Here is a 22,147-nt window from a genome sequence, read left to right as displayed (position 1 = left end):
CCGGGGGTGCGGGAGCGCTACGGCACCCGCACCCACTGGGCCTTGGAGGGCGTCCCCTCCCCGTCCGTCACGAACATCATGTACCACCCGGACTGGACGAGGTTCTTGTTCTCCGGCACGGTCACCGTGAGCTTCTCCCCCTCCGCCGTGAAGTCCAGCGCGATCGACCGCTGATCCACGTCGGTGACGTGCGTCGAGGCGCTCGGCCGGATCAGCCGTACCTTCTCGACCGTCGAGGCGTCCCGTGAGGTGAACGTGCCCGACTCACCGCGCTCGATGGTCTGCGGGCCGCCCGCCAGGTCCGGCCGCGAGTCCCGGTACAGATACGGCGGCGTGTAGATCTCGATGCGCTGCTCGAACGTGCCCGGCTTGGTGTTCGCCTTGTCGGCGTAGAGCGAGTCCGACCCGAAGAACATCAGGCGTCCGTCGGGCAGCAGGATCGAGCCCGAGTGGTAGTTGCGGCCCACCAGCGGGTCGGCGACCTGCTCGAACTCGTTGGTCTCCGGGCGGTAGAGGCGGGCCTGGAGGATGTTGGAGTCGCCGCGCCCCCGGTAGTCCTGCGAGCCTCCCGAGACCAGCACGCTGTCGTCGGGCAGGATCGAGGCCTGCGGGTAGCGCGTGCCCTTCTCCATCGACGGCCCGTCCACGAACTTCGGGTCGTCCGCCTTCAGGTCGACGATCCGGGTCTTCTCGCTGGACAGCCTGGACTCGCCGACGCCGCCGCCGCCGATCACCATGTACTTCTCGTCCTGCGCCGGCGGCAGCAGCACCGAGTTGGCGGTCTCCAGCATGTCGGCGTCGCTCAGTCCGGGGACCTTGGTGAACTGGTTGGTCTCCACGTCCCAGACTCCCGGGTCGCGGCCCACGTCGTCCGGGCCGTACCCGGCGTTCGCACCCGAGTAGAAGACCTTGCCGTTCTGCATCAGGAACAGCGCCGGGTACGTCGGGAACTGGCGGACCTTGTCGGTGTAGGTCCACTTCCTGGTCTCGGGGTCGTAGATCTCGTTCTTGCCCGGGACCAGCTGGCCGATGTCGTCGAGGCCGGAGACGCTGAGGATCCTGCCGTCGCTCAGGGTGGTGAGCGTCGGGTACCAGCGCGCCTCGTGCATCGGGTCGACCTTGATGTACTTCTCGGCGACCGGGTCGAACTCGAAGGCGTCCCGGATGCCCTGGAAGTCCTTCTTGTCCAGGGCGAGCTTCTGCGCGATGCCGTAGGTGTTGCGGGCGTCCGTGCCCGACAGGCCGTGGACGCGGTAGTTGTCCTCCGTGCCCGTCTCGTACTTCGCGCCGCTCTTCTGCGCCTCGACGTAGATGCGGCCGAGCCCCGGGTCGTTGCGCACGAACGCGCCGGTCTCCTCGTCGAAGACCTTCTCGGCGCGGGGCACCAGCACCGGGTCCTTGGAGACGAACGTCCTGCCGTTCTCCTTGCCGGTGAACCGGGTGCCCGCCGGCAGCGTGATCGGCTTGTCCGGGTTCTCGTTGTGGACGATCATCAGGCCGCCGGCCTTGGTGACGTCGCCCTTGAGCTTCTCGTACCGCTTGGTGCCGCCCGCGATCAGCAGGTTGCCGTTGGCGAGCTGGGTGTGGCCGGTGCAGAACAGGTCGGTCGGCGTCGGCACCTTCTTGACGGTCCCCTTGACCGGGTCCCAGATCCGGGTGTCGAACCGCTTCGCGTCGAAGTTGTCCTGGTCGTTGCCCGACCCCGCGACGAGCAGCACCTTGCCGGTGCGCAGCAGCGCCGCGTGGATGGTGTTCTGCCGGTACTCCTCGGGGAACTCGACGATCTCCCACTTGCCGTTGGCGGCCTTGTACTCCGGCTGATCGATCTTGTACTGGTGGTATTTCTCGGTCCCGAAGCGGTAGAGCCACGGCCCGTTCATCCCGGCCAGCGCGACTACCACCACCGTACCTATCGCGAAGCGACGGGCACGGCGGCGGCCGGCACGGTCTTTCATTCCTTACGTCCCCCAAGTCCACCAAGGGCGATCTGCATGGTCTGGTCATTGCCCCCGTCGGCGGGGGCGGCCCAGCTGGGCTGCTGCGCGTGCTGCGCGTGCGGGGTGTGCTGCGCGTGCGGGGTGTGCGGCGCGTACGCCTGCGCGGGCGCCGGGTCGGTGGGGGCCGCCTGCTGCGGGGGGACCGGTGCGGGCTCCGCCGCCACGGCCGGCGGCCGCTTCTTCGCCTTCCGCAGCTCGTGGCGCCAGGCGAACATCGGCGAGGCGGTGATGAGCAGGGCGAACGTCGCCCAGACGACCATCGCGGGGTGCGAGTTGCCGAGGACGAAGCCGGCGGTGATCGAGGCGCCGAAGACGACGATGAAGTACCAGTGGTACCGGAAGGTCCCGAACAGCGTGTCCGGGCTGGCCGAGTCGCCCTTCGGCGTCACCACGAACTTGCTCTTGCGACGCAGCATCGAGTCGATGAGCGCCTTCGCGTACAGCGGCGCCGACAGCGCGGACATCACCATGCCGGCCACACCGCCGGAGCCCTCGGGCTCGTGCGGGGAGACGTTGTGGCGCCGGTTCCAGACGTAGAGACCGATCTGCAGGGCCGAGGCGTTGCCGTACAGCATCAGCCAGACCGTCGGGTCGATGTTGACGCCCGAGGCGCCGGCGCCCAGGAACAGGGCGCAGCTCAGCGCGGCCAGAATCCAGTTCAGGGCCGACATCGGATAGAAGATGATCATCATCGTGTAGTTGAAGAGCTTGCTCGGCGGCAGCGAGTACCAGCCCTTCCAGTACTGCTTGAGGATCGTCTCGTACGTTCCTCGGGACCAGCGCATCTGCTGGGTGAAGAAGTCCGTCCAGGCGTTCGGGCCCTCGCCGACCGCGAGTACGTCCGGGGTGTAGACCGAGCGCCACTTGCGGCCGGTGGCCGGGTTCCGGTGGCGGTGGATCTCGAAGCCGGTCGCCATGTCCTCGGTGATCGAGTCGTACAGGCCGCCGATCTGCTGGAGCGCCCTGATGCGCACCGCGTTCGAGGTGCCCACGAACATGGGGGAGCCGTACCGGTTGCCCGCGCGCTGGATCAGCGCGTGGAAGAGGAACTGCTGCGACTCGGCGGCCTTGGTGATCGGGTTGTCGTAGTTGCCGTAGACCTGCGGGCCGATGACGAAGCCGACGTCCGGGTCGCGGAAGAAGCCGAGCATCCGCTCCAGGTAGTTGGGCAGCGGCACGTGGTCGGTGTCGACCGAGGCGAAGAAGTCGTAGGCGTCGCCGTGCGCCTCGAGCCAGGCGTTGTAGTTGCCGTGCTTGGTCTTGGCGCGGTGCGGGCCCTTGGGCATGTTCCACTTCGCGACGCCCTTGCGGGAGAAGTGGTGCACGCCGAGGCGCTCGCAGACCGCCTTGACCGCGGGGTCGTCGCCCTCGTCGAGGAGCCAGACGTGCATCAGACCGCGGTGGCGGATCCGCACGGCCGCCTCCAGGGTCTTCGTCACCATCTCCAGCGGCTCCTTGCCGGGCACGAAGGAGGTGAGGAAGGCGACCCGGGTGCCGGTCTCGGGCACCACCGGGACCGGGTCGCGGGCGACCAGGGTGGCGTGCGCGTTCGACAGCACGTTCAGGCAGCGGAACAGCTCGATCAGGCCGATCGACACCAGCATCACGAGGTCGAGCGCGGGCAGCCAGTCGAAGGCCGGGTGGTCGCGGTCGGTCCAGTGCGTGGGCTGCAGCAGCCACACCAGCAGCACCACCGACAGCAGCGGGGCCGCGGCCAGCATCAGCGCGACCCGGATGCGGTGCGGCTCCTGCGAGATCAGCGAGCGGTACTGGACCGTGTACGGCTTGTGCGGGTCGGGCTGGGTGAGGGGGCCCGCGAGCCGGCTGTAGTGCTCGTAGTCGTACTTCGGCAGGGCCTTCTTGATCCGGCGGAACGAGCCGGTGTTCCAGGTCCGGTGCGAGGCCACCCTGAGCTGGGTGGTCCGGGACGGGTCGTGGTCCTGCCCGGCGCCCGTCGGCGTCGACGTCATGAGTCATCCCCCCACACGCGGGTCACGCGTGTTCCGTCGCTTCCTTCGTCCGGTCGGGTCCCCCTCGACCGTCCCGGACGTATCAGTGGTGGGTCGCTGTCACCACGGCATCCACACCCTATAGAGACATGGGATGGCGACCACCGGTTGCATGATGCCCCCCTCGGCATCCGGCCCCCCGGCCGGACCAGGGTTCTACGGCGTTCGTCATGATCGCAAGGCGACCGGAAACCGGGTACGCGGAAGGCCCCTCGTGTGCTACGAGGGGCCTTCCACCGTTGGTGCGCCGCCAGGGACTCGAACCCCGGACCCGCTGATTAAGAGTCAGCTGCTCTAACCAACTGAGCTAGCGGCGCCTGCTGACCTGCACAACTCTACCCGATGCCGGCCGGTGCTCCGGACCGCCGGAAAGCCGCCCCCCGCGCAGCCGCCCGCGGCCGGGTACATCATTCGGACCGTCAACATGCGCGCGAAGACGACAGTTGAGAAACTGACCGACATGTACCGAAGTGCACCGTCGCGGACATCGTCACCGGGAGTGTGAGAGGAATCGCATGGGAGCTCCCGCCTTCGAGGAAGTCGATCCCGCGAGCGACTGCGACTGCCCCGGCTGCCGTCACTGGCGCCGGGTCCTGCCGCATTCCCCCGCCGGCCGCGCCCCGGCCCACCCGGCCGCCCACCGCGCGCTGATCGTGGCCACCGCCACTGCCACCGCCGCCGCCACCGGTGCCCTGGGCGCGAGCCAGGCGGCAGCGGCCCCGACCACCGTCCACGCCTCCCACCTGCCGGACGTCTCCGCAGGTGAGGAGCCCGACACCCCGCAGGGCCCCCGGGCCCCGCTGCACGGCCCGGCCGGCCGGCCGGCGGCACCCCCGGTCGCGGCGGAACCGGCCCCGATCACCCGTACGGAGATCATCGACCGGGCCAGGGCCTGGGTCACCGCGAAGGTGCCCTACAGCATGACCGCCTACTGGTCCGACGGTTACCGGCAGGACTGCTCGGGTTATGTGTCGATGGCCTGGAAACTGCCCACGAACGAATGGACCGGGAGCCTCGGCGCGTTGGCCGACCGCATCACCAAGGAAGAACTCCAGCCCGGCGACATCCTGCTCTTCCACAACGCGGCCGACCCGTACAACGGCTCCCACGTGGTGATCTTCGGCGGCTGGACGGACGCCACGCGCACCGCCTACACGGCGTACGAGCAGACCCCGCCGCACACCCGCACGCTCGCCACGCCCTACGCCTACTGGAGCGACTCCGCCCAGTACCTGCCCTACCGCTACAAGGGGGTCACCACGAGCACCACGAGCGGGTCGCCGGCCGCCACGGCCTACCCGGGCCCGGCCTCCTTCGGCCCCGGGGCGGACAACGCGTACGTCACCGAGCTGGGCCGGATGCTCGTCGCCCGCGGTGCCGCCCGCTTCTACGCCTCCGGACCCGGCCCGCGCTGGACGGAGGCGGACCGCAGGGCGACCGAGGCGTTCCAGCTGGCCCAGGGCTGGCGCGGCGCGGACGCCGACGGGCTGCCCGGACCGGCCACCTGGCGGCTGCTGGTGACCGGCGGGGGGAAGGACGTCGCGGCCGGTGCCTCCGGCCCCGCCCCGGTCCCGGCCTCGCACGGGGTGGCGGGGTACCCGGGCCGGGCGATGTTCCGGCCGGGCGCGGACAACGCGTACGTCACGCGGCTCGGCCGGCAGCTCGTACGCAAGGGATTCGGCACGCACTACACGACCGGACCGGGACCGCGCTGGGGCGAGGCGGACCGGCGGGGAGTCGAGGCCTTCCAGCGCGCCCAGGGGTGGCGCGGTGGCGCGGCGGACGGCTACCCGGGCCCGGAGACCTGGCGGCGGCTCTTCTCCTGACCGTCCGCCCCGCGGTGATCACCCGTTCATGACGCATCTGGCGCGGAGGCTGGAGCACGCATGAGTACGACCTCTTCCACGAACCCGGACATCAGGCCGCCGGCCCCTGTGGGGCCCACGACACCCGAAGGGACACCGGGGGACGCCGGTCGCCGGCCCGCCCGCGTCATCCACAACGAGGCCACCACCGAGATCCCCGTCCACCTGCTCTTCCGGGACGATGCCGATCCGGCGCCGGTGCCGCTGCGGCCCGCGGTCGTCGCCCGCCGGCAGGGCACGGGGGAGCAGCCGAGGGCGCGGCGCCCCGTCGCCGCGCGCCCGCGTCCGGTGCCGAGCGTCGACCCGGAGCTGACGGAGCGTCCGGCCCGGGTGCTGCCCGGTGCCGCGGGCGCGGCGGCCGGGGCCTGCGGGGCGGCGGGCTGCGCGGTCACCACCTGGTGGGCGGGGATCGTGCCGCCGCTCGCGGCCGAGGCGCTGGGGCTGCCGGCGTACGCGGGGGCCGGACTGGGGCCCGCGCAGTGGGCGGCGTACGCGGCCGCCGGGGCGCTGGGGCTGTTCGGGTTCGGCGGGCTGGCCCGGGGCCGGACCGGACGGGCCTGGGTGCTGGGCCTGTTCGGCCGCTACCGGGGGACCGTGCGGCGCACCGGCCTGATGTGGGTCAACCCGCTGCTGCTGCGCCGCCGGGTCGACGTCCGGCTGCGGCACTGGCGCAGCGAGCCGACGCCCGCGGCCGACGGCAACGGGGTCGCGCTCCGGGTGGTGACGCTGGTGGTGTGGCGGGTGCGGGACACCGCGCGGGCCACGCTGGGCGTCGAGGACCACGAGACGTATCTGCGCGAGTGCGTCGAGGCGGCGCTGGCCCGGGTCCCGGTGGAGCCGCTCGGCACGGTCCGCGGCTCGGCCGACGTGGCGGGCGAGACGCTGACCCGGCTGGTGGCGGCGGACGCGGCGCCGGTCGGCCTGGAGGTGTTCTCGGTCCGGCCGGTCCGGGTGGAGTACGCCCCGGAGGTCGCCGCCGCGATGCACCGGCGGCGGCTCGCCGCCCTGGACGCGGCGCAGCGGGCGAGTGTGCTCACCTCGGTGGTGGACTCGGTGGAGGACACGGTGACCCGGCTGACCATGCGCGGGCTCGTCGAACTCGACGACTACGAGCGCAAGGTGCTGGTGAAGGACCTGACGGTGGCGTTCTGCGCGGGGCGGGGGGACACGGCGCCCTGACGGGGCCCGGGCCGGCCGTCGCGCCGGCGCCGCACCGGCTCGGCGACGTCCGTGAGTGCCTCGCGGGCGCGAAGCCGCCGAGCGGGTTCCGCTATTGGTATGGACATGTTCAACTACCGGCCATAATCTGAGACTTGGTCTAGACCTGCACGGCTCACTGAACCTCCCCCACGTCACAGGAGCAGCAGTATGCGCACAAGGACCAAGTTGTACGCCGCGGCGGTGGGCATGGCGACCACCGGAGCCCTCGTGCTCTCGTCCGGCGGCGCCAGTGGCCACGGCTACACGGACCTGCCGGTCAGCCGGCAGAAGGTGTGCCAGAACGGCACCGTCAGCGGCTGCGGCTCCATTCAGTGGGAGCCGCAGAGCGTCGAGGGCCCCAAGGGCTTCCCGGCGGGCGGGCCGGCGGACGGGAAGATCTGTTCCGCGGGCAACGGGCCGTTCGCCCCGCTCGACAGTCCCAAGCAGCCCAACGGCCAGGCGTGGCCGGCCACCAAGGTGAACGGCGGGCAGAGCTACAGCTTCCGCTGGCAGTTCACCGCCCGGCACTCCACGACCGACTTCAGGTACTACGTCACCAAGCCGGGCTGGAACCAGAACCACGGCCTGTCCCGGTCCGACCTCAACCTCACGCCGTTCTTCACGGTGCCCTACGGCGGCCAGCAGCCGCCGGCCACGCTCTCCCACACCGGCACGCTGCCGTCCGGGCTGAGCGGGCGCCACGTGATCGTCGCGGTGTGGACGGTCGCCGACACGGCCAACGCGTTCTACGCGTGCTCGGACGTGACCTTCTGACCGGTCCGGTACGGCAACAGCGGAAGGCCCCCTCGCCGGGGCGAGGGGGCCTTCCTTCGGTGCGCCGCCAGGGACTCGAACCCCGGACCCGCTGATTAAGAGTCAGCTGCTCTAACCAACTGAGCTAGCGGCGCATGACTCCCGCCGTCCGCTTCTCGCGGCCGGCGACGACGAAAATACTACCTGGTCCCCAGGGGTGCTCCCGACCAACCCTCCGCCGGCCGTTCATCCGGCGGTCACCGGCCGCCCGCCGCCCGCCGCCCGGCCGCCCGTCCGCGGGTCCGGACCGGGGACCGTCCGCGTGGCCTGATCGTCGCGGGCCGCCCCACCCCCACCCCCACTCCCGCCCCCGCCGTCGGATCGCCGCCCCCGCCGTCGGATCGCCGCCCCCGCCGTCGGATCGCCGGCCGCGCGGGCGGCTAGATCGCCAGCGAGAGCAGGACCTCCGCGGCGTTCCGGTTCAGCTCGTCGGCGGCCCGGCGCAGCCGGTGCGCGTGTTCGACCGGGAGGGACAGGGCGAGACAGCCCACGGCGGCACCGGCCGTGATCGGGACGGCCGCGCAGACCGTGCCCACCGCGTACTCCTGGAGGTCGAGGACCGGGACGGTGGGCGGCTGGGACTCCAGCCGGGACAGCAGCAGCTTGTCGCTGGTGATGGTGCGCGAGGTCAGGCGGGCCATCCTGTGCCGGGCGAGGTGGTCGCGGCGGCCCGCGTGGTCCAGCTGGGTGAGCAGGCTCTTGCCGACGGCGGTGGCGTGCGCCGAGACGCGGAAGTCCACCCACTCGTTGACCTTGGGCGCGGCCGGGCTGTCGGCGTACTGGGTGACGCTGACCTCGCCGTCGACGTACCGGCTGATGCAGACGGCGGCGCCCGTCGAGTCGCGCAGCCGTTCCAGGGTGCGCTGGAGCCGGTCGCGCGCGGCCTCCTCGCGGCCGTGGGCCGAGCCCAGGCGCTCCAGGGCCTCTCCGGTGGCGTACGAGCCGTCGGCGGTCTGCTCGACGTAGCTCTCGCGGCGCAGCATGCGCAGGAGGACGGTCAGCCGCTCCCGGTCCAGGCCGGTGTGGCGGGCGAGCCGGGTCTCGGTGACTCCGGAGGTGTGCCGCGCCACCGTCTCCAGGACGCGCAGGGCATCCTGGGCCGAGTGGTGCGGCGTGGTCGGCCGGTGCCGCAGCGCCACGGTGGTCTCCCCCTGCGCTGGCTCGTCGGCCCCTGCCCCCTCGATCCGGACAGCGGACCCCCTTCACGATAGCCGTCAGGAGGCGCGAAGCGAGGGGGTGTCGGCCGGATTCCGGCGCCGTCGGCCGCGGCGCCGGCCCGCCGGCGTGGGCCGGGGGCCGCCCCGACGCCCGGGTCTCGGGCGTCGGGGCGCTCACGCCCGGTCCGTCACAGCACCGCGCTGAGGAACTCCCGGGTCCGGTCCTGCTCCGGCTCGCTGAAGATCTTCTCCGGCGGACCGGCCTCGATGACCCGCCCGGAGTCGAACATCAGCACCTGGTCCGAGATGTCCCGGGCGAAGTTCATCTCGTGGGTCACGCACAGCATGGTGATGTCCGTGGTGCGTGCGATGTCCCGCAGCAGGTCGAGGACGCCCGCGACCAGCTCCGGGTCCAGGGCCGAGGTCACCTCGTCGAGGAGGAGCACCTTCGGCCGCATCGCCAGCGCCCGGGCGATCGCCACGCGCTGCTGCTGGCCGCCGGAGAGCTGGGCCGGGCGGGCGTCGCACTTGTCGGCCAGGCCCACCATGTCGAGCAGGCCCTTGGCCCGCTCCGCCGCCTCGTCCTTGGACATGCCGAGGACCGTGACCGGCGCCTCGGTGATGTTGCGCAGGACGCTCATGTTCGGGAACAGGTTGAACTGCTGGAACACCATTCCGATCTGCTTGCGGACCTCCCGCCGCTCCTTCTCGCTCGCCGGGAAGAGCTTCTGCCCGTCCACGGTGATCGTGCCCTCGTCGGGCTTGAGCAGCGTCATCAGCAGCCGCAGGATCGTCGTCTTGCCCGACCCGGAGGGGCCGATCAGGGTGACGTGCTTGCCGGCGTCGACGGAGAAGTCCAGGTGGTCGAGGACGGTGTTGTCCCCGAACCGCTTGGTGACCTGCTCCAGGCGGATCAGTTCGCCGGAGCCGCGCTCGGGGTTCTTCTCGGGATGGGGGAGAGTGTCAGTGGGCAAGGCGTCGCTCCAGGGCTCGCAGGGCAAGGGAGGCCAGGTAGGAGATGACGATGAAGGCCACGCCGATCACCGTCAGGGGCTCGGTGAACTGGAAGTTCTGCTGCGAGAACAGCCGTGCCTCGCCGAGCATCTCCAGCACCGTGATCGCCATCAGCAGCGGCGTGTCCTTCAGCATGGAGATCACGTAGTTGCCGAGGGCGGGGACCACCCGGCGGATCGCCTGCGGCAGGATCACGGCCGTCCAGGTCCGTTTCAGCGGCAGGTTCAGCGCCGTCGCGGCCTCCCACTGGCCGACCGGCACCGCCTCGATGCCGGCCCGGTAGACCTGCATCGTGTACGTCGAGTAGTGCAGGCCGATGGCGATCACGCCGGTGGTGAGCGCCGAGGCGGTCACCCCCCACTCGGGCAGCACGTAGAAGAGGAAGAACAGCTGCACCAGCAGCGGGGTGTTCCGGACGAACTCGGTGACCACCCCGACGGGCCAGGTCACGAAGCGGCTCGGCAACCGCATCAGCAGCGCCCACACCAGACCGAGAACGAACGAGACCAGCGACCCGAGGACCAGGATCTGCAGGGTGACCAGCAGACCGTCCCAGAAGTGCGGCATGAAGTCGGAGACCGCGCTCCAGTCCCAGTTCATCAGGCGGCACCCCCCACGTTGGTCGTCTCAGGACGCTTCAGCTCCGTGTCGGGCTTGCGCGCGGGCGCCTTCCCGACGCCCGCCTTGAGCTTCTTCTCCAGGCCGCGCATCACCCGCGTGAGCAGGAACGCGATCACGAAGTAGATCAGCAGGATGTACGTGTAGATCTCCGCGCTCTCCTGCAGCGCCAGGCGCACCAGGTTGCCGCTGAACGCCAGATCGCCCATGCCCATGATCGACACCAGTGCGGTGCCCTTGAGCAGTTCGATCAGCAGGTTGGAGAAGGGCGGGATCATCTCCGGCACCGCCTGCGGCAGCGTGATCAGCCTCAGCCGCTGCCAGGGCGTGAAGCTGAGGGCGATGCCGCCCTCCTTCTGCGCCGGGTCGACGGCGGCGAGCGCACCGCGCACGATCTCGGAGCCGTACGCCCCGTACGTCAGGCCCAGCGCCAGCGTGCCCGCCCACATCGGCACCAGCTGCCAGCCGAAGGCCGGGGGCAGCACGAAGAAGACCCAGAAGATCATCACCAGCGCCGAGGTGCCGCGGAACACCTCGGTGTAGAAGCCGGCGAGGAAGCGGACGACCCACAGCCGGTGGGTGCGCCCGACGCCGACCACGAAGGAGACGGCCGTCGCCAGCAGCGAGCTGAAGAAGAGCAGCTGGACCGTGACCCAGACACCCTGGAGGACCAGTTCCCACAGTCCGGAGGTCATCCGCCGCACAACTCCTTCGCGGTCAGATCCGTCATCTCGTCCTCGGAGAACCCGAAGGGCTTGAGGATGCGGAGCAGTTCGCCGCTCTCCTTGAGCTTGTGCAGCTCGACGTTGAAGGCGTCCCGCAGGTTGGTCTCGGTCGGCCGGAAGGCGAAACCGCCGCCGTCGACGTGCGGTTCACCTTCGACGATCGGTCGGAAGGCCTCCGTCACCTCGGCCTTGCTGGACTTCTTCACCACCTCGCGGGTGGTCAGCGCCGTACCCGCGAAGACGTCCACCCGCCCGGCCTCGACGGCGTTGAGGCCGGCCACCTGGTCGGGCACGATGAGGATGTCGCTCTCCTTGTACCCGGCCTCCACCGCGTAGGCGATCTCGGCGTAGCCGGTACCGGTCGCGAACCTGGCCTTCTTCTCCACGACGTCCTGGTAGTCGTGCAGGCCGAGGGGGTTCCCCTTGCGCACGATGAAGGAGTCGAGCATCTGGTAGTCCGGGTCGGAGAAGATGACCTGCTGGCAGCGGTCGGGGTTGATGTACATCCCGGCCGCCACGACGTCGAACTGCTGCGACGCCAGCCCCGGGATGAGGGAGCCGAACTCCGTCGGCACCGGCTGCACCCGGTCCACTCCGAGCCGCTTGAAGATGACCTTCGCCAGCTCCGGGGCCTCGCCGGTCAGCTCACCGTTCTTGTCGATGTACCCGAAGGGGATCTCCCCCGCGATGCCGAGCCGGGCGACGCCCTGTGCCTTGAGCCGGTCGAGGAGATCGCCGCCCTCCACGTCGGAGGCGGTGGCCACCCGCGAGCAGCCGGCGGCCCCCAGTGCGCCGAGCGCCGCGACCCCCGCGAGCAGCGACCGGCGAGTGGGCCCGGCTGTCCTGGACCTTTGGTCGGATATACCCCATGAAGGGGTTCTGTGTGGTGGAGCCATGGGCGCGCAGCTACCCGAAGCCGGACAGGTTATGCCGATCGTTTTCAGTCCGATACGACGGCACGGCACCCTTGACCGGGGCCGCGCCGGGCACTGCCATGGAGGGCATGGCCGATCGCTACATCGAAGTCTCGCTGGTCACACGCGGAATCACGTGCACGGCCCGACTGCTGGAGGACCGGGCCCCGATCACCTGCGCGGCCGTCTGGGACGCGCTTCCCCTCGCCGGCGACGTGTACCACGCCAAATACGCGCGCAACGAGATCTATGCCCTCTTCCCGCCCTTCGCGGCATCCGAACCACCGCTGGAGAATCCCACCGTGACGCCCATTCCGGGCGATCTCTGCTATTTCGCCTTCGCGGGTGCCGAACTGGGCACCAAGGCCTACGGCTACGACCGGGAGGTCCGCGCGGGCACCACCCTCGTCGACCTGGCCCTGTTCTACGAGCGCAACAACCTGCTGCTCAACGGGGACGTCGGCTGGGTGCCCGGCACCGTCTGGGGCCAGGTCGTCGAGGGCCTGGACACGATGGCCGAGGCCTGCAACGACCTCTGGCGGTCGGGTGCGGCGGGGGAGACGCTCGGCTTCCGGCGGGTCTAGGCCCACCGGGGCCTACGCCCCCGAGGCGGTCGCGGGGTCCGTCCCGTCCAGTGCGTGCGCGGCCCGCAGGACCAGGTCGTCCCGGTGGCGGGCCGCCACGAGCTGCAGGCCGACCGGCAGTCCGTCCCCGTCGGTGCCGACCGGCACGGTCGCCGCCGGCTGCTGGGTGAGGTTGAACGGGTAGGTGAAGGGCGTCCAGCCGGTCCACCGCCTCAGCCCCGAGCCCCGCGGCACCTCGACGCCCGCCTCGAACGCCGTGATCGGCAGCGTCGGCGTGACGAGCAGGTCGTACAGGTCGTGGAAGCGGCCCATCCGGCGGCCCAGCTCCATCCGGACGTCCACCGCGGCCAGGTACTCCAGCGCCGAGTACCGCGCTCCGGCCCCGACGATCTCCCGCAGCCCCGGGTCGAGCACCTCCCGCTGCCCCGCCCGCAGGTGCTGCACCACGCGCGCCGCCCCGCTGAACCACAGCGTGTGGAAGGCCTCCACCGGGTCCGCGAAGTCCGGGTCGGCCTCCGTCACGTACGCGCCCAGCTCCGCCAGCCGCTGCACCGCCCGCCGTACCGTCGCCGACACCGCCGGGCGCACCGCCACCTGCCCGCCCAGCGTGGGCGAGTACGCCACCCGCAGTCCCCGCACCCCGCCCGCGAGGGCCTCGGTGTACGACCCGGGCGCGGGGCCCAGCGCCGACCAGTCCCGGGCGTCCGGGGCGGCGATGACGTCCAGCATCAGCGCCGCGTCCGCCGCGTCCCGGGTCATCGGGCCGACGTGCGCGAGGGTGCCGAAGGCGCTCGCCGGGTAGAGCGGGACCCGGCCGTACGTCGGTTTCAGGCCGAAGATCCCGCAGAAGGACGCCGGGATGCGCACGCTGCCGCCGCCGTCCGTACCGAGCGCCAGTGGTCCCGCCCCGAGCGCCACGGCCGCCGCCGCGCCCCCGCTGGAGCCGCCCGCGGTACGGGCGGGGTCGTGCGGGTTGCGGGTGACGCCGGACAGGGGCGAGTCGGTGACGCCCTTCCAGCCGTACTCGGGCGTCGTCGTCTTGCCGACGAACACGGCACCGTGCTCGCGCAGCCGCGCCACGGAGGGCGCGTCCTCGTCCCAGGGCCCGTCCGGGCGGACGGCGCGCGAGCCGCGCAGGGTGGGGTGGCCGCGCATCAGCAGGATGTCCTTCACCGTGACCGGCACCCCGTCCAGCCGCCCGCGGGGCTCCCCGCGCCGCCACCGCTCCTCGGCCCGCCGCGCCCCGGCGAGCGCCTCCTCGCCGGTCAGCCGGACGAAGGCGTTCACGGCCGGCTGGATCCGCTCGGCGCGCTCCACGGTCGCCCGGGTCACCTCCACGGGGCTGAACTCACCCCTGCGGTATCCGTCGACGAGCTGGAGTGCGGTCAGCTCGGTGAGGTCGGTCATGCACCCTCCCGCTTCCTGGAACGTCAGTGCCCGGGCACGTATCCACGCTTCTTGTCGACCACGTTCGCCAGCGGACCGCCCGCCGCCCAGCTCTCGAACAGCTCCACGAACTGCGCCCCCAGCTCGTCCCGCCAGCCGACCGTGTCCCCGCTCATGTGCGGCGAGACGATCAGCTCCGGGACCCGCCACAGCGGACTGCCGGGCGCGAGCGGCTCGTGGCTCAGGACGTCCAGGGCGGCGCCCGCGATCCAGCGCCCGGTCAGCGCCTCGGCGAGATCGTCCTCCACGACCAGCTGGCCGCGCCCCACGTTCACGAACCGCGCGGACGGCTGCATCACCCCGAACCGCCGGGCGTCGAACATGCCGCGCGTGTCGTCGGTGAGCGGCGCCGCCGCCACCACCCAGTCGGCGCGGGCCAGCAACCGGTCCAGATCACCGGGTCCGTGGACGCCGGTGCGGGCGGTACGGCCGACCAGCGCGGTCGTGACGCCGAGTGCCGTGAGCGTCCGCGCGATCGCCCGCCCGATCGGCCCGGAGCCGACCACGCAGGCGCGCGTTCCGGCCACCCGCAGCGACTCGCGGTGCCGCCAGGTCCGCTCCCCCTGCAACCGCAGGGTCGTGGGCAGATCCTTGGCCATCGCCAGGACGAGCGCGGCGACGTACTCGGCGATCGGCTGGTCGAAAACGCCGCGCGCGTTCGTCACCACCGTGTCCGACCCGGCCAGTTCCGGGCACATCAGGTGGTCCACCCCGGCGCTCGCCGTGTGCACCCAGCGCGGCCGGGGGCCGTCGCCGGGCCACGCCTCGCGCACCGCGTGCGACGTGAAGTCCCACACGAGCAGCACGTCGGCGTGCGGCAGCCGCTCGGCGAGGGTCGTCCCGTCGGCGTGCACGATCCGGGCCCGGCCGGTCAGCCGGCCGAGACGGGGAAGGGGCTCGGCGTCCAGGACGAGGAGGGTGGGCGTGCTCATCGGCAGGCGTGTCTCCGGGGCTCGCGCGCGGGGCGCTTCGGCGGGTGCTTCGGGTGGCGGGTGGCGGGCGTTTCGGGTGGCGGGCGTTTCGGACGGTGGGCGGAGGGCGCTCCGGGCGGTGCGCGACGAGTGCTTCGAGCGGCGGTGAGCGGACGCCTCGGTGGGTGGTGGGTGGCGAACGCTTCGGGTGGGGACGGGGGGTGCTTCGGGTGGCGGGCGACAGAGTTGACCGGCTGTTGACCCGGAGGTGACACGGGCGGATTGACCACGCTCGCACCGGAACCTACCTTCGTCAACACGGCCGTGCGTACGGTGCGTTGTCCTCCCCTCTCCCAGCGTGAGGTCGGTGCGTGCCATGGACATCTCCTTTCTCGGCGGACCAGCTCCGCAACGCGGGGTCGGCGTGGTCGCCCCGTTCGACTTCGCGCTCGACCGCGAGCTGTGGCGGTGGGTGCCCGACGAGATATCGCTGCACATGACGCGGACCCCCTTCGTGCCCGTCGAGGTCAGTCTGGACCTCGCCCGGCTGGTCAGCGAGCACGAGACGCTGGGCGAGGCGGTGCGCACCCTCAACGTCATCGCGCCCGAGGTCGTCGCCTACGCCTGCACCTCGGGCAGTTTCGTCGGCGGCGTCGCCGGCGAACGCGCGATGTGCGAGGCGATGACCTGGGCGGGCGCGGTCCCGTCCGTGACCACCTCCGGCGCACTGCTGGACGCGCTGGCCGAGCTGGGCGTACGCCGGGTCGCGCTGGTGACGCCGTACACCGTGTCCGTGACCCGGGCGCTGGAGGAGTACGTCGCCGAGGCCGGCGTCACCGTCACCGGCTGCGCCTTCATGGGGCTGACCCGGCACATCTGGAAGGTCCCGTACCGCGACGTGGCCGCCATGGCGCGCCAGGCCGTTCCGCGCCAGGGGGCGGCGGACGCCCTGTTCATCTCCTGCACCAACCTCCCGACCTACGACGTCATCCCGCAGCTGGAGGCCGAGCTGCGCATCCCGGTGATCTCGGCCAACCAAGTGACGATGTGGGCGGCGCTGCGCCGACTGGGTACCCGTGCGGTGGGGCCGTACCAGGCGCTGACCGACCTGTCCGCGCGCACCGGCCCCGTGGTCCCGGGGCCGGCCGGTCCCGCGGTGGCGGACTTACCGGGCGTCGGCGACGGCCCGGACACGGAACAGCAGCAGGAAGGGTGGACATGACAGCACTGGGATTCCTGTACCCGGGCCACTCCGGCGAGGACGACTACCCACGCATCGAGCAGCTCCTGGGCAGCGACATCCGGGTGGACCTGGTGCACACGGACATCGGTGAGGACGCGCACCGGGTGGACGCGCTGCGCGAGATGGGCTCGGCGCAGCGGCTCGCGGCGGGGGTGGCGGAACTGCGGCTGGCCGGCGCCGACGCCGTGGTGTGGGCCTGCACCAGCGGGAGCTTCGTGCACGGCTGGGAGGGCGCCCACGACCAGGTGCGCGCCCTGGCCCGGGCGGCGGGCCTGCCGGCCTCCTCCACCTCCTTCGCCTTCGTGCACGCGGCGCAGGAGATCGGGGTGCGGAGGGTCGCGATCGGGGCGACCTACCCGCAGGACGTGGCGGGCCTCTTCGCGGACTTCCTCCGCGCCGCCGGCGTCGAGCCGGTCGACGTCGTCGGCTCCGGCGTCATCACGGCGGCGGAGGTCGGCACCTGGACCGAGTCGCAGGTGCTGGCCCTGGCCCGGGCCGCCGACCGCCCGGACGCGCAGGCGGTCCTGCTGCCGGACACCGCCCTGCACACGGCGGCCCACATCCCGGCCCTGGAGAGGGAGCTGGGCAAGCCGGTCCTCACGGCCAACCAGGTCACCGTCTGGGAAGGCCTGCGCCTGGCCGACCGCCGGGCCAACGCGCCCGAACTGGGGGCGCTGTTCACACGGGAGCCGGTGGTACAGGCCTGACCCGGCCCCGTACTGCCCGGCCGCGCCTGGCCCCGTACTGCCCGGCCCGGGCGCGCGGCCTCACGGTGGCCGGGCCGTCGAGGGCCCGGCCACACGGAAGAACCCCGGTCCCGCTGGAGCGGGGCCGGGGTTCTCGTCGAGCGCTGGGCAGGCCTTGCACCTGCATTTCCCCACGGGAAGTGGGGCGTCTTTCCTTGGACCACCAACGCACTGCCGTTTCCCGGGGGTTGCCCCCGTGAGCTGGCAGGATGATCGTACCGCAGTCCCGCCCCAGGTGCACATCGGCGCCGCGTCCGAGGGGGCGACGGTTCTCCCGGTGTTCATGAATATGCACTCCGTTCGCCACAATGAACTTGTGACGACTCTTGTCAGCCCCTGAGGGGGCCCCTATTCTCACGCCGAGAAAGCGCTTTCCCGCCTGGTCGTGTTGACATGATCAGGACAAGGTGTTCGTTCCGGCATGTGAAGGCGAATGGGGAGACTGAGGATGAGACGACCAGTCGCGCTGCGACTCAACGCGGCGCTGGCCACGCTGGCCATCGCGGCCGCGACCGGCGTGGTGCTGTCGATGCCCGAGGCCGCGGCGGCGGCCGGGGGTGCCACCGGCTACGCGACCCAGAACGGCGGTACGACCGGAGGGGCGGGCGGGCGGACCGTCCGGGCCACCACCGGCACCGCGATCCACCAGGCCCTGTGCGGCCGGGCCGACAGCAGCACGCCGATCACCATCGAGGTCGAGGGGACCATCAACCACGGCAACACCACCAAGGTGTCGGGCGGCAGCTGCAACACCGCCGCCGACAAGATCGAGCTCAAGCAGATCAGCAACGTCACGATCGTCGGGGTCGGCGGCGGAGCGGTCTTCGACCAACTGGGCATCCACATCCGCGAGGCCAGCAACATCATCATCCAGAACGTGACGGTCCGGAACGTCAAGAAGTCGGGCTCGCCCCTCTCCAACGGCGGTGACGCCATCGGCATGGAGAGCGGCGTCCGCAACGTCTGGGTCGACCACACCACCCTCGAGGCGTCCGGCGGTGAGTCGGAGGGCTACGACGGCCTCTTCGACATGAAGAACGACACCAAGTACGTGACCCTGTCGTACAGCGTCCTGCGCAACTCCGGCCGCGGCGGCCTGATCGGCTCCAGCGAGAGCGACGTGTCGAACGGCTACGTCACGTTCCACCACAACAAGTACGAGAACATCGACTCCCGCGCGCCCCTGCTGCGCGGCGGCATCGCCCACATCTACAACAACCACTACGTGCGCCTCAACGAGTCGGGCATCAACTCCCGGGCGGGCGCCAAGGCGAAGGTCGACAACAACTACTTCGAGGACTCCAAGAACGTCCTCGGCACCTTCTACACCGACCAGGCCGGCTACTGGCAGGTCGGCGGCAACATCTTCGACAACGTGACCTGGTCCCCGCGCGAGGGCGACACCAACCCCGCCGGGCCCGACCCGCGGTCCAACACCAGCGTGAGCATCCCGTACTCCTACGCCCTCGACGCGGCCGACTGCGTGCCGGACGTCGTGAGCCGGACGGCGGGCGCCAACAAGGGCCTGAAGGTCTCGGACGGCTCCTGCACACCGCAGAACCCGGACCCGACCGACCCGGGCCCGACCGACCCGGGCCCGACCGACCCGGGCCCGACCGACCCCGGCCCCACCGACCCGCCCACCGGCACCAACCTCAGCCTCGGGGCAGGCGCCGACGGTTCCTCCAAGGCTGCCGGAACGAGCTACGGCAACGTCCGCGACGGTGACCCGGGCACCTATTGGTCCCCGGCCGGACCGACCGGTTCCGTCTCCGTGAAGTGGGGCACCGCCACCACGGTCTCCAAGGCCGGCATCCGCGAGGCGGCGGGCTCCGCGGGCACCATCACCTCCTGGCGGCTCGTCAACCACGACACGGGCTCCGTGCTGGCCTCCGGCAGCGGAGCGGGCGTCAGCAGCTTCGCCCCGACCTCGCTGAAGAAGATCACCTTCGAGATCACCGGCTCCAGCGGTACGCCGAAGGTCGCCGAGTTCGAGACCTACGCCGGCTAGCGAGCGGCGCCGTCCTTCCCCGCGTCCGGCCCGGCACCCGCCGGGCCGGACGCCCACTTGCGCGGGCGCGGGACAATGGACGGTGGCCCACCCCGCCGGGGACGCCCCTGCCCGTGCGGGGAGGGCCGTCGCGCACGTACGAGGAGGAGAAGACATGGCGGAGCCCACGCCGCGTCGGAACGAACCGCGGCTACGCCCCGCGCCCCTGCTCTTCGAGCCGGCGGAGGCGTCCGCCGATCCGGAGCACTTCTTCGACCTCGAATCGATCGACGATCCCCGGAACCTGCTGGACCGGGCGACCGAACTGACCCAGGCCTTCCGCGCGGCGGCCGACCGGGCGATGGAGTACCAGGCGATGGCCGCCGCCCAGCTCGCCGATCCGCGCCGCTTCGACCGGCTGACGGCCGCGGACATCGCCGAGCGGGCGCAGTGGACCGAGGACTATGCCAAGAAGATGGTCGAGTTCGGGCGGGACCTGATGCACGGCGGCGAGGGCCGCGGACCCGCCGACTAGCCCCCTCGCATATGCCACACGGGTGGGCAAGATACTCCCTGCCCCTGCACCCTGTCCCGGTTTCCGGCAACCCAGCGGAGTGGAACCCTCACACCCGGTAGATGTGGGCGGCATGAGCAGCACACGCCACGACACCCGCAACGCCCCCTTCCACGCCTGGGACGTCACCTCCGGGGGCGCCGCCTGGCTGGCCTCGGCCGGCGCGTACCCGCGCAGCACGCTCGCGTTCTGGGAGGAGCGGCCCGAGGCGCCGGTCGTCCTGCCCTGTGGTTCCGCCTTCGACGTGGTGAGCGCCCCGACGGTCTTCGGGCGCCGGATGCTGGACCGGATGTGGGACGAAGGTTCGGGGTCGGGTCCGGTGGCGGAGGCCCGGGGCCGGATGCTGCTGTTCGCCGCGCCGGGCACGGCCCAGCGGCTGCCGTCGCTGCTGGAGTGGGAGGAGTGGGGCACGCGCGGCCGGCCGGGCGGACGTACCGGCGCGGTGCCGCCGCTGCTGTGCCACGGCGCCGGGGACGCGGTGACCGTGCCGCCCCCGGCCGGGACGCCCGCCCGCTCCGGTTCCCGCTGGCTGGTGGCTCCGGACACCCGGCAGCCGTGGCTGCCGGGTCCCGAAACCCTGCTCTGGGCGGTGGTGCGGGCGGCCCGCACCACCGCCCGTATTTCGATTTTTCCCTCCGCCGACCAGGGTGCTAAGGTCTACGACGTCAGCAGGCGCCGCTAGCTCAGTTGGTTAGAGCAGCTGACTCTTAATCAGCGGGTCCGGGGTTCGAGTCCCTGGCGGCGCACGTTGTCGATGGCGAGGCGGGTTCGCGCACAGCGCGAACGGGCCTCGCCATCGTTGTTTCCGCGGCCCCGCCTCGCCGCCCCCGCCCCCGCCCCGCCGGGCGCGCGCTTCACCCCGGCGTGATCTGTACCGTCCACGCCCCCGACACCGTCCGTCCCTCCACCTCCACCCGCACGCCCTCGCCCGGCACCGTGAAGCTCTCGCCGAGGCCCACCGGGGCGTCGGCCAGCGGCGGGTAGACCGAGTCCTCCCAGCAGGCCTCGGTGTCCGGGTGGGCGTCGACCACCTCGATCGGCCCGCTCCCGGACTCCGTCCCGCTGCGCACCCGGTACACCAGCACCCCCGCCCGGCAGGCGGCGGCGTCGTTGCCGACCGGTCCCCGCGCCTCGAAGGCGAGCGCGCTGTCGGCACCCGTGCGGACCACCGCCAGCTTGGTGCCCCGGCCGAGCCCGAAGGCCGGCGCCCCGGCGGCACCCGCCACCGCCACGCCCGGCCCCGCGCCCAGCGGCTCCAGCGTCAGCCGGGTCGGCCCGTCGCCCCGCACGCAGGCCACCTGCCGGGGTTCCAGCCAGCCCAGCTTCCACTTGTGCCAGCCGAAGAGATCGGGGGCCAGTCCGAACTGGCTGCCCATGAGATCCCAGTCGCCGACGTGCGTGTCCCAGTCGCCCTGCCCGCCGACCGGCCGGTGGTACAGGTCGGGCAGGTCGAAGACGTGCCCCGTCTCGTGGGCCAGGACCAGCCGGTCCGGCGGATGGTTCTCGAAGACCGTGACCACCCGCCTGATGTCGGTGCCGTCGGCCCGCATCGGGGTGTTCAGGTTGACGACCTTCGTGGCGTCGGAGTCCACGCCGGGCGCGTCCGGATCGGCGACGAAGTAGACGATGTCGTAGCGGGAGAAGTCGACGTGCCGGTCGGCGGCCGCCAGCGCGTCGCGCAGGTACGCGGCCCGGTGCCCGGGGTTCCAGTCGCGCCGTATGGCGTACGCCGTCGAGGGACGCGGCATCGGAATCCAGCCGCCCAGCAGGTGCGGTCGCAGCGTGAACGTGCCGTAGGAGGCGCGCTGGAAGAAGCGGGTGGTGGCCGGGAAGTGGTCGGCGGCGAGTTCGGCCGGCGCGGTCAGCGGCTGGGAGTCGGGAAAGGACAGGAACACCATCACCGCGTCCAGCGCGCGGGCCGGCCTCGGATAGGCGGCGTTCCAGGTGTCCAGGCCCTCGGAGTGGTGCACCTCGGTGCGCTGCAGGGCGCAGGGCCGCGGCGAGAAGGGATCGGCGACCGAGGGGGCCGTGACCAGGGACGTCGCGGCGAGCGCCGACATGGTGGTGCACACCGCCGCCGTGCTGCGCAGAAGGGGCCGGGCCCCCGCCGCCCGGCGGGCCGCACCGAGCCCCTTGAGGGCCTCCCGGGGAAGTCTCCTCAGGGGGAGCTGGCGCGGCACATGGACCTCCGGACGCGGTTGACGGGACACCGCACCCAGCTTGTGTGTGATCGTCGTACTACGCCCTGTTTGCCTGCACCGGACGGGTGAGCCGTGCGGGAAATCGGCGGAAGCCGCCGGATCGACACCCCGAGTCACTTACAGAACGTCACAACTGGTCG

The 22,147-nt window shown here is 71.9% G+C and carries 19 protein-coding genes and 3 tRNA genes; 10 read left to right on the top strand and 12 right to left on the bottom strand.

Going from position 1 to position 22,147, the window contains the following annotated elements:
- Positions 1-17 precede the first annotated feature (17 nt).
- From glxA to ACVV2G_RS11185, 3 genes are all read right to left on the bottom strand, one after another.
- Entirely contained in the window at positions 18-1,955 is a 1,938-nt protein-coding gene (gene glxA, locus ACVV2G_RS11195; RefSeq protein WP_453842492.1) for a radical copper oxidase GlxA, read from the bottom strand.
- Positions 1,952-3,967 (bottom strand): glycosyltransferase family 2 protein, encoded by a 2,016-nt coding sequence (locus tag ACVV2G_RS11190; protein ID WP_453842491.1) that lies wholly within the window; start codon positions 3,965-3,967, stop codon positions 1,952-1,954. The genes glxA and ACVV2G_RS11190 overlap by 4 nt, the downstream gene beginning before the upstream one ends.
- A gap of 279 nt (positions 3,968-4,246) precedes the next feature.
- Positions 4,247-4,323: transfer RNA gene (locus ACVV2G_RS11185), tRNA-Lys, on the bottom strand.
- A 198-nt stretch (positions 4,324-4,521) separates the two neighbouring features.
- Here ACVV2G_RS11185 and ACVV2G_RS11180 point away from each other — a divergent pair.
- The 3 genes from ACVV2G_RS11180 to ACVV2G_RS11170 all read left to right on the top strand — a co-directional run bounded on the left by ACVV2G_RS11180 (position 4,522) and on the right by ACVV2G_RS11170 (position 7,845).
- A complete protein-coding gene (locus ACVV2G_RS11180; protein WP_453842490.1) occupies positions 4,522-5,832 on the top strand; it encodes a peptidoglycan-binding protein in 1,311 nt (436 codons plus the stop codon).
- A gap of 60 nt (positions 5,833-5,892) precedes the next feature.
- Positions 5,893-7,050, top strand: coding sequence for an SPFH domain-containing protein (locus ACVV2G_RS11175; protein ID WP_453842489.1), 1,158 nt, complete (start codon positions 5,893-5,895; stop codon positions 7,048-7,050).
- A gap of 189 nt (positions 7,051-7,239) precedes the next feature.
- Positions 7,240-7,845: a lytic polysaccharide monooxygenase auxiliary activity family 9 protein gene (locus tag ACVV2G_RS11170; protein ID WP_453842488.1), complete on the top strand. Its 606-nt coding sequence runs from the start codon at positions 7,240-7,242 to the stop codon at positions 7,843-7,845.
- Positions 7,846-7,905: 60 nt separating this feature from the next.
- Here ACVV2G_RS11170 and ACVV2G_RS11165 read toward each other — a convergent pair.
- From ACVV2G_RS11165 to ehuB, 6 genes are all read right to left on the bottom strand, one after another.
- Positions 7,906-7,979 (bottom strand) — tRNA-Lys (locus ACVV2G_RS11165).
- 285 nt (positions 7,980-8,264) lie between these two features.
- Complete coding sequence (locus tag ACVV2G_RS11160; protein ID WP_453842487.1) at positions 8,265-9,023, bottom strand: IclR family transcriptional regulator; 759 nt, start codon at positions 9,021-9,023, stop codon at positions 8,265-8,267.
- A 206-nt stretch (positions 9,024-9,229) separates the two neighbouring features.
- On the bottom strand, positions 9,230-10,015 hold the full coding sequence (gene ehuA / locus ACVV2G_RS11155) for an ectoine/hydroxyectoine ABC transporter ATP-binding protein EhuA (protein ID WP_453842486.1): 786 nt from the start codon (positions 10,013-10,015) through the stop codon (positions 9,230-9,232).
- Entirely contained in the window at positions 10,005-10,655 is a 651-nt protein-coding gene (gene ehuD, locus ACVV2G_RS11150) for an ectoine/hydroxyectoine ABC transporter permease subunit EhuD (RefSeq protein WP_453842485.1), read from the bottom strand. The genes ehuA and ehuD overlap by 11 nt, the downstream gene beginning before the upstream one ends.
- Entirely contained in the window at positions 10,655-11,368 is a 714-nt protein-coding gene (ehuC, locus tag ACVV2G_RS11145; protein ID WP_453842484.1) for an ectoine/hydroxyectoine ABC transporter permease subunit EhuC, read from the bottom strand. The genes ehuD and ehuC overlap by 1 nt, the downstream gene beginning before the upstream one ends.
- Positions 11,365-12,294 carry an ectoine/hydroxyectoine ABC transporter substrate-binding protein EhuB gene (gene ehuB, locus ACVV2G_RS11140; protein WP_453842483.1) on the bottom strand — a complete coding sequence of 310 codons (930 nt, stop codon included), beginning with the start codon at positions 12,292-12,294 and terminating at the stop codon, positions 11,365-11,367. Before ehuB ends, ehuC begins: the two co-directional genes overlap by 4 nt.
- 107 nt (positions 12,295-12,401) lie before the next feature.
- On the opposite strand from ehuB, the gene ACVV2G_RS11135 reads away from it, so the two are divergent.
- Complete coding sequence (locus tag ACVV2G_RS11135; RefSeq protein WP_453842482.1) at positions 12,402-12,896, top strand: DUF3830 family protein; 495 nt, start codon at positions 12,402-12,404, stop codon at positions 12,894-12,896.
- A 12-nt stretch (positions 12,897-12,908) separates the two neighbouring features.
- Here ACVV2G_RS11135 and ACVV2G_RS11130 read toward each other — a convergent pair whose 3' ends face one another.
- A complete protein-coding gene (locus ACVV2G_RS11130; protein WP_453842481.1) occupies positions 12,909-14,303 on the bottom strand; it encodes an amidase in 1,395 nt (464 codons plus the stop codon).
- A gap of 23 nt (positions 14,304-14,326) precedes the next feature.
- On the bottom strand, positions 14,327-15,274 hold the full coding sequence (locus ACVV2G_RS11125) for a D-2-hydroxyacid dehydrogenase (protein ID WP_453842480.1): 948 nt from the start codon (positions 15,272-15,274) through the stop codon (positions 14,327-14,329).
- A gap of 355 nt (positions 15,275-15,629) precedes the next feature.
- Between ACVV2G_RS11125 and ACVV2G_RS11120 the strand changes: the two genes are divergently transcribed.
- From ACVV2G_RS11120 to ACVV2G_RS11095, 6 genes are all read left to right on the top strand, one after another.
- On the top strand, positions 15,630-16,475 hold the full coding sequence (locus ACVV2G_RS11120) for a maleate cis-trans isomerase family protein (protein ID WP_453842479.1): 846 nt from the start codon (positions 15,630-15,632) through the stop codon (positions 16,473-16,475).
- Complete coding sequence (locus ACVV2G_RS11115) at positions 16,472-17,203, top strand: maleate cis-trans isomerase family protein (protein WP_453842478.1); 732 nt, start codon at positions 16,472-16,474, stop codon at positions 17,201-17,203. Before ACVV2G_RS11120 ends, ACVV2G_RS11115 begins: the two co-directional genes overlap by 4 nt.
- A gap of 487 nt (positions 17,204-17,690) precedes the next feature.
- On the top strand, positions 17,691-19,253 hold the full coding sequence (locus ACVV2G_RS11110) for a pectate lyase family protein (protein ID WP_453842477.1): 1,563 nt from the start codon (positions 17,691-17,693) through the stop codon (positions 19,251-19,253).
- Positions 19,254-19,407: 154 nt separating this feature from the next.
- Positions 19,408-19,767 carry a hypothetical protein gene (locus ACVV2G_RS11105; RefSeq protein ID WP_453842476.1) on the top strand — a complete coding sequence of 120 codons (360 nt, stop codon included), beginning with the start codon at positions 19,408-19,410 and terminating at the stop codon, positions 19,765-19,767.
- A gap of 112 nt (positions 19,768-19,879) precedes the next feature.
- Entirely contained in the window at positions 19,880-20,488 is a 609-nt protein-coding gene (locus ACVV2G_RS11100) for a bifunctional DNA primase/polymerase (RefSeq protein ID WP_453842475.1), read from the top strand.
- Positions 20,479-20,552 (top strand) — tRNA-Lys (locus ACVV2G_RS11095). Before ACVV2G_RS11100 ends, ACVV2G_RS11095 begins: the two co-directional genes overlap by 10 nt.
- A gap of 108 nt (positions 20,553-20,660) precedes the next feature.
- On the opposite strand, the gene ACVV2G_RS11090 is transcribed toward ACVV2G_RS11095, so the two are convergent.
- Positions 20,661-22,016, bottom strand: coding sequence for a M6 family metalloprotease domain-containing protein (locus ACVV2G_RS11090; RefSeq protein WP_453842474.1), 1,356 nt, complete (start codon positions 22,014-22,016; stop codon positions 20,661-20,663).
- Between the last annotated feature and the right edge of the window lie 131 nt (positions 22,017-22,147).

The organism is Streptomyces sp. JK94, from assembly GCF_053613315.1.
The sequence above is the reverse complement of the archived record's forward strand: the minus strand, read 5'-3'. Positions and strand labels throughout refer to the sequence as shown.

Coding starts and splice junctions, on each gene's coding strand:
- ehuD (WP_453842485.1), bottom strand. CDS start 10,655: ATGAACTGGGACTGGAGCGCGGTCTCCGACTTCATGCCGCACTTCTGG.
- ACVV2G_RS11125 (WP_453842480.1), bottom strand. CDS start 15,274: ATGAGCACGCCCACCCTCCTCGTCCTGGACGCCGAGCCCCTTCCCCGT.
- ACVV2G_RS11120 (WP_453842479.1), top strand. CDS start 15,630: ATGGACATCTCCTTTCTCGGCGGACCAGCTCCGCAACGCGGGGTCGGC.
- ACVV2G_RS11105 (WP_453842476.1), top strand. CDS start 19,408: ATGGCGGAGCCCACGCCGCGTCGGAACGAACCGCGGCTACGCCCCGCG.
- ACVV2G_RS11175 (WP_453842489.1), top strand. CDS start 5,893: ATGAGTACGACCTCTTCCACGAACCCGGACATCAGGCCGCCGGCCCCT.
- ACVV2G_RS11100 (WP_453842475.1), top strand. CDS start 19,880: ATGAGCAGCACACGCCACGACACCCGCAACGCCCCCTTCCACGCCTGG.
- glxA (WP_453842492.1), bottom strand. CDS start 1,955: ATGAAAGACCGTGCCGGCCGCCGCCGTGCCCGTCGCTTCGCGATAGGT.
- ehuC (WP_453842484.1), bottom strand. CDS start 11,368: ATGACCTCCGGACTGTGGGAACTGGTCCTCCAGGGTGTCTGGGTCACG.
- ACVV2G_RS11135 (WP_453842482.1), top strand. CDS start 12,402: ATGGCCGATCGCTACATCGAAGTCTCGCTGGTCACACGCGGAATCACG.
- ACVV2G_RS11170 (WP_453842488.1), top strand. CDS start 7,240: ATGCGCACAAGGACCAAGTTGTACGCCGCGGCGGTGGGCATGGCGACC.
- ACVV2G_RS11130 (WP_453842481.1), bottom strand. CDS start 14,303: ATGACCGACCTCACCGAGCTGACCGCACTCCAGCTCGTCGACGGATAC.
- ACVV2G_RS11180 (WP_453842490.1), top strand. CDS start 4,522: ATGGGAGCTCCCGCCTTCGAGGAAGTCGATCCCGCGAGCGACTGCGAC.
- ehuB (WP_453842483.1), bottom strand. CDS start 12,294: ATGGCTCCACCACACAGAACCCCTTCATGGGGTATATCCGACCAAAGG.
- ACVV2G_RS11110 (WP_453842477.1), top strand. CDS start 17,691: ATGAGACGACCAGTCGCGCTGCGACTCAACGCGGCGCTGGCCACGCTG.
- ACVV2G_RS11190 (WP_453842491.1), bottom strand. CDS start 3,967: ATGACGTCGACGCCGACGGGCGCCGGGCAGGACCACGACCCGTCCCGG.
- ACVV2G_RS11115 (WP_453842478.1), top strand. CDS start 16,472: ATGACAGCACTGGGATTCCTGTACCCGGGCCACTCCGGCGAGGACGAC.